Origin of the sequence: uncultured Halopseudomonas sp., from assembly GCF_963977355.1 — a bacterium.
GTDB lineage: Bacteria > Pseudomonadota > Gammaproteobacteria > Pseudomonadales > Pseudomonadaceae > Halopseudomonas.
Map to the genome: position 1 here is coordinate 1 of NZ_CAXBOV010000049.1, position 5,626 is coordinate 5,626.

Genomic DNA, 5,626 nt, shown 5'->3' on the forward strand with positions numbered 1-5,626 from the left:
CGGCACCAAGAGTCGAACTCGGGACCTACTGATTACAAGTCAGTTGCTCTACCAGCTGAGCTATACCGGCGCGGGGTGCATTATATCTAGGCTGAGTGCTGTGTAAAGACGTGAGAGCACCTTGAAGCGAAATTTCGTGATTTTGTGCTTATTCATTGAGAGGACCAGCTTGTGCATGAAATCTATAGCAGCACTTGACAAAGAGGCCTTAACCTCTTGTTTCTTCTCGCTTATCCACTTTGATTCATTTTTGATCAGATAGCCACAGACCTTATTCTGTATGGCTTGCAGAGGGATACCAATAAGTCATCAACATTGTTATGCACAGACGTCGGGGATAAGTTCAAAAACAGCCATCCTGTGGATAAGTCTGTGTGCAAGCCGTTCACAGTCTGGTGATGGCTTGTGCGCAAGGCAATTCAGCAATCAGTAAAAAATTACGTGGCGTCAGCTCTGCCGGGCAGAACAGGCCGATTTCAACGCGGTAGCCAGCCTCCTGCATGAACAGGGCCCGGTCCAGCAACAACCACATCTCCAGCGGTCGGCGGAAAAGTCCGCGCACAAGCTCGAGGTTACGAACTTCAGCCAGCCGCTGCCAGCCTCGCTGTTCCAGCTCGGGCCAACTGGCAGGCTCTGGCAAGTGCAGATTATGGTAGCTGGCCAGCTCACGGCAGAAAGCAGCGATTCCCTGGCTCATAGCGCTTTCTGGGCGCGAAGGCGTGGGAAGGTAGTGGTCCGAACCCTGTGCTTCTCTCTGCCACAGATCGAACGCCAGGCGCCACGCCATGGAGCAGTCACGCAGGCGTCGCGTCCGCTGTCCTGCGGTAACACTTTCCTGCATTGGTAAACCAAGATCATCCTTGCTCAACTTTAACTTCGCGCGCTGTGCAATTTCTGACAGGGGCATGTAGTCCATCCCCTCGATGCGGTTGTAACAACAGGGCGCCAGGGCCACCTGGGCGCATCCTCTGGCTGCGACCCGCTGCAGCAGCGTCATATGTAATTGCCCACAGGCGTGCAACGCCACGAGGCTTTGCTCAGGCGCCAGATAATGCCAGGCAGAGGGGCTGAGAACGTCGGCGTCCTGGTGCCGGGCATGCAGCAGAAACGACTCGCTGAGTTTTTCGCCGTCGCGGTTCAGCTGCGCGTTCTGCTCCAGACACAACAGGGACTGACCACCCTGCCATGCCATCAGACGTCCCAGATGGCCCTTCCCTGCGCACCAGTCGACCCAGTGACGGGTGGGTTGTTGCCAACGGGTCTGGCTTGCCTGAGCAAAGCGGATTATCTGCTGCCATTTGCGCCCGGGGATGTGACGTTGCAGCGGTTCTGGAAACACGTCGCAAGACTGTGAAGACCAGTCAGGCACCTGCGTAAAGGCGATGGCCGTCCTCGCCAACTCGCCAAAGGGCGCTGGCGCATGGATTAGATGAGGCTGGGTATGGGCTTGCTCAGCTTGCTCGAGGCTGCGCTTGCGTAGCCATGTGGCGAGCTCGGGCCATTGGTTTTCCCAGGTGCACTGATGCTCGATAAACGGCTTGGCTCGCCACAGTTTTTGGTGTGCGGCGAGCCAGGCATCCAGTTGCTGGAAGCGCTCGGCAAAATTCATCGGTGAGCTCAGCGCTTGCGGCTGGCCTCAACCTGGAGCCAGCGCTCTACAAGCTTGAACAGCTGAGTGAAAACAACAGTGATGACCAGATAGATTACGCCGGCGACCAGGAAGAATAGCTCAAACTGATAGGTACGGGCGTTGATACCCCGCACTACACCCATGATATCCATCAGTGTGATGGTATAAACCACTGCGCTAGCCTTGAGCATGAGGATAACTTCGTTGCCATAGGCAGGCAGCCCGATGCGGATTGCACGTGGCAGGATGATGTACTGTAGCGCCTGCCGCCGGGACATACCCAGGGCACGCGCCGCCTCGACCTCACCACCGGGGACCGACTGAATGGCACCACGCAGAATCTCTGCGATATAGGCTGCCGTATGCATGGTCATGGTGATCAGCGCGCACCAGTAGGGCTCGCGCAGGTAAGGCCAGAATATGCTCTCGCGAACCGCCTCGAACTGCGACAGGCCGTAATAGACCAGAAACAATTGCAGCAATAACGGCGTACCGCGAAAGAAGAAGACGTAGGTATAGGGCAGCGCGCGGATGTACCAATGGCGCGATGCACGGGCAATCCCCAAGGGGATGGCAAGAATTAGACCGACAACTACGGCTACCCCGACCAGCTCCAGGGTCATCAAGGTGCCTTCGAGCAGGTCCGGCAAAAACCGCGCGATCATTTCCCAGCGTTCGGCCCAGCTCACAGTTCAGTCCTCACAAAGCCCCGATTGGCACGACGCTCGAAGACGTGCAGTGCGGCCATTATGATCACCGTCAGTCCCAGGTAAATCAGAGCGGCCATGAAGTAGAAGGTAAACGGCTCCTTGGTCGCGTTGGCCGCGAACTGAGCCTTGCGCATAATCTCTTCCAGGCTGATCAGCGACACCAGGGCGGTATCCTTGAGCAGAATAAGATAGAGGTTGCCCAGGCCCGGCAGAGCGACGCGCCATAGTTGAGGCAGTGTAATGCGCCAGAAAATCCTGGGTCGGGACATGCCCAGCGCCAGCCCGGCTTCCCTCTGGCCATTGGGAATGGCCAGCAAGGCACCCCGAAACACTTCGGTAGCGTAGGCCCCAAAGCACAGCCCCAACGCCATGGTTCCGGCGATGAAGGGGCTCAATGTCAGGTAGGGATTACCAAAAAAGCTGCCCAGATAATTGAAAATCGAGGTGGTGCCGTAATAGGCCAGCAATACCCAGAGGGTTTCAGGAATGCCACGCACGACTGACGTGTAAAATCCGCCGACACCACGCACCAGCGAATTCTCGGAAATTTTTGCACTGGCACCCAGCAGTCCGAGCAGCAGCCCGAGTGCGACAGATGCGAGGGACAGGCGGATGGTCATCCAGGTCCCTTCAATCAGGGCTGGACCAAAACCTTGTAGATCTAGCATGGGCAGGTATCAGTTCCGGGCCCCGAAGGGCCCGGCCAGTCAGGTCAATAGATACTGAAGGGGAAGTACTTAGCATTGATAGCGCCATAGGTACCATCATCAACTATTTCCTGCAGGGCTTTGTTCAGACGCTCGCGCAGCGGATCACCCTTGCGAACAGCGATGCCGATCTTGTCGTTGCTGAATACTGGCTCACCCTTGAACTCGAAATTGGCACCAGCTTCGCTTTGCAGCCACTCGTATTGCACGAAGGCATCAGCCAGCACGCCATCAATGCGACCTGCGTTCATGTCCAGGTAAGCGTTTTCCTGGGTGTCATACAAGCGGATATCGACTACATCGCCCATATTCTCTTCCAACCACTGGCCAGCGATGGTTGCGCGCTGGGCCCCGATGGTCTTGCCCTTGAGGCTCTCTTCTTCCACACCAAACTCGGATTTCTTGGGTGCTACGAACTGCAGCTTGTTGGTGTAGTAAGGCAGAGTGAAGTCCACTGCCTGCTCGCGCTCTTCGGTGATCGACATGGAGGCAACCAGGAAGTCGAAGCGGCGTGTATTCAAGGCCGGAATAATACCGTCCCAATCGGAGATAACCACGCTGCACTCAGCGTCCATCCGTTCGCACAGCGCCTTGGCTATGTCGATATCGAAGCCGGTCACTTCACCGCTGCTGTCGATCATGTTGAATGGAGGGTAAGCCCCTTCGGTACCGATGCGCAGCTTGTCGGCGAAAGCCGGGGCACTGAATACCATGGCGGCAGTGACCGCCAACAGAACCTTCTTGTAGCTTTTCATGGGTACTGCTCCTTACTTGTGGCTGGACATGAATTGTCTGCAGCGTTCTGATTTAGAGTGTTCAAATACCTGCTCAGGAGTGCCGATTTCCTCGACCTGCCCCTTGTGCAAAAACACCACCTCACTCGACACCTGTCGGGCAAAGCCCATCTCGTGGGTTACCAACAGCATAGTACGCCCCTCGTCAGCCAGCGCGCGGATCACGGAAAGCACTTCCTGCACCATTTCCGGATCCAGCGCCGAGGTAGGCTCGTCGAAGAGAATGACGCGAGGTTGCATTGCCAGGGTACGGGCAATAGCAGCGCGCTGCTGCTGGCCGCCAGAAAGCTGCGCAGGAAAGGCATGGCGCTTGTCAGCGATCCCGACCTTTTCCAGAAACAGCTCAGCGGCTGCGACAGCATCTGCCTTGGGCTGCCCCAGGACACGACGCGGGGCCTCGATAATATTGTCCAGAATGCTCATGTGCGGCCAGAGGTTGAAGCTCTGGAACACGAACCCTACTCGGGCACGCAACCGGTTAATCTGTTTGTTGTCCGCGGCTACCAGGGCACCGTCCTTGCCCGCCTTGAGTTTCATCTCTTCTCCGGCAACGATGATCTGACCTTCGTTGGGATTTTCTAGAAGATTGATACAGCGCAGAAGCGTGCTTTTGCCCGAGCCGGACGAACCAAGAATCGAGATAACGGCGCCGTCACGGGCAACCAGATCGACGCCCTTGAGGACTTCAAGATCGCCAAAACGTTTGTGCAGATTGCGGACTTCCAGTGCGGGCGGTGTCACGTATTGTTTTCCAGATCGGCGCCAGAGGCGTCAGTAAATTTGGCCGGAATGGTCCAGCGTACCAACACAGTTCCGTCTGTTTAGGAGTAATGATCCTGTAATCAGGCAAAACTAGCACAGGTGCGCCCCATGACCAAGAACCCTCTCAGGGTCATGTCTCGAATATGCATGCAAAAGTCTTTCCAGAACAAGCTTGGGAGCAAACTCGACCAGAGCACTTGGGGCAGAGGGCCGGGAAATACGCAGTCTGAGACTTTTAAACGGGAAGGACTGCGAAAGCGCACGGCGATGGTGCTGATCAGGCCAGGCTGGTCGAAGATGGCGCGTTGCCTTCTATCAGGGAACCCACGATCGCCAGCAGTGAATCAAGCTCGCCGCCTTTGAGAAACACCTCATCAGCAAGGTGGTCGCTGGGCAAATCGGCTGGATGCGCCGAGCTCATCAGCAGCACGGGAATAGCACTCAACCCCGGATCGTCACGTATCGCACGCAACAGCTGTGCGCCATCCATTTCGGGCATCATGTAATCGGTAATGATCATGCTGGGTGTCACATTGGCAAGCAGTTCAAGGGCTTCGCTACCATTCTTGGCAGTCAACACATCATAGCCTTCGTCTTCGAAGAGCATCTCCATCACCCTTCTTATCCCTCTTTCGTCCTCAACCAGCAGGACCAGCGGTTTAGCGACGGCATCAGGCATCATCTTGGTCCTTGGGGTTTTCTCGGTGCGGCCGTCCTAGCTCAAAAAACTCAGTGTTCTGTATGCGTTCGCATAGCTGAACACCTTCTTTGACAGATCCCCCTCAAAACGCTTGTTGAGCTGAACCAGTCAAAAAAGGGAATGCCAGAGTACTAGACAATAGTCAGGGCCAAAGTTCCGCAATCAGGCAGGCAACCGCGCGAGGGACAGAAATAGGTGACCTGATGAAAGGTGTGCAGGAGAAATCGAGGGCAAAAAAAAGCTCGCCATGAGGCGAGCTTTTAAAATGATGGTGCCCAGAGACGGAATCGAACCGCCGACACGAGGATTTTCAATCCTCTGCT

At 55.9% G+C, this 5,626-nt stretch carries 6 protein-coding genes; all 6 read right to left on the minus strand.

Annotated elements, in window-relative coordinates; genetic code table 11:
• Positions 1 to 385: 385 nt before the first annotated feature.
• Positions 386 to 1,609 (minus strand): methyltransferase, encoded by a 1,224-nt coding sequence (locus AAC076_RS17060; protein ID WP_339848013.1) that lies wholly within the window; start codon positions 1,607 to 1,609, stop codon positions 386 to 388.
• Between the two features lie 8 nt (positions 1,610 to 1,617).
• A complete protein-coding gene (locus AAC076_RS17065) occupies positions 1,618 to 2,295 on the minus strand; it encodes an ABC transporter permease (RefSeq protein ID WP_339848024.1) in 678 nt (225 codons plus the stop codon).
• 20 nt (positions 2,296 to 2,315) lie between these two features.
• Complete coding sequence (locus AAC076_RS17070; protein ID WP_339848015.1) at positions 2,316 to 3,008, minus strand: ABC transporter permease; 693 nt, start codon at positions 3,006 to 3,008, stop codon at positions 2,316 to 2,318.
• Positions 3,009 to 3,052: 44 nt separating this feature from the next.
• On the minus strand, positions 3,053 to 3,802 hold the full coding sequence (locus AAC076_RS17075) for an ABC transporter substrate-binding protein (RefSeq protein WP_339848018.1): 750 nt from the start codon (positions 3,800 to 3,802) through the stop codon (positions 3,053 to 3,055).
• A 12-nt stretch (positions 3,803 to 3,814) separates the two neighbouring features.
• A complete protein-coding gene (locus AAC076_RS17080; protein WP_339848020.1) occupies positions 3,815 to 4,582 on the minus strand; it encodes an ABC transporter ATP-binding protein in 768 nt (255 codons plus the stop codon).
• Positions 4,583 to 4,880: 298 nt separating this feature from the next.
• The gene (locus AAC076_RS17085) at positions 4,881 to 5,282 is read right to left on the minus strand and encodes a response regulator (protein WP_339848022.1); all 402 of its coding nucleotides are present in this window, start codon (positions 5,280 to 5,282) and stop codon (positions 4,881 to 4,883) included.
• Positions 5,283 to 5,626: the final 344 nt, after the last annotated feature.